The organism is Actinomadura logoneensis (genome assembly GCF_003428695.1).
Lineage (GTDB): Bacteria > Actinomycetota > Actinomycetes > Streptosporangiales > Streptosporangiaceae > Spirillospora > Spirillospora logoneensis.
Window position 1 is genome coordinate 1 of record NZ_QURH01000362.1, and the last position, 578, is coordinate 578.

At 79.4% G+C, this 578-nt stretch carries 1 pseudogene; it reads right to left on the minus strand.

Annotated features, from left to right (window positions below):
- Positions 1 to 578, minus strand: a pseudogene (locus DZF91_RS22735) (helix-hairpin-helix domain-containing protein); the annotation flags it as partial.

Below are 578 nucleotides of genomic sequence, written 5' to 3' on the forward strand. Positions count from 1 at the left end.
CGGCGGCGGCGCGGTCGGTCGGGGTGACCAGCGCGGCCCGCACGCCCCGTCCCGCGGCGGCGGTGACGAGCGCGACCGCCGTCGCGGCCAGCTCGTCCGCGGTGCCGCGCCAGACGGTCACGCCGGTGCGCAGCGCGGCGGTGAAGGCGAGCGAGCGGTCCTCGGGCAGGTCCGCGCGCAGCTCCTTGACCGCGGCGTCGTCGAGCAACGGCCCGGCGGTCGCGTTGAGCCGCTGGAACCCCTCGGCCGCCGCCTCCTCGGCCAGCGCCCACCGGGCGAGGCCGAGCGACTCCTCGGGCTCGGGGACGTCGGCGTCCTCGTCGAACGCCTCCTCGTCGAACTCCGGCTCCTCGGTGAGGCCCAGCACCTCGCCCTCGTCGAGCGCGTCCTCCACGGCCCGGCGGGGGTCGGCGACGCGCTCCTTCTCCAGCGCCTTCAGGACGTCGGCCAGCGGCGTGACGGTGTGGCCGCGCACGGCGGCCTCCGCCAGCAGCGCCCCGACCACCGCGCGCCCGCGGCGCGGGTCGTCGGGACGGGCGGCGTCGCCGAGCACGCGCCGGGCGAAGTGGTCGGCCTGC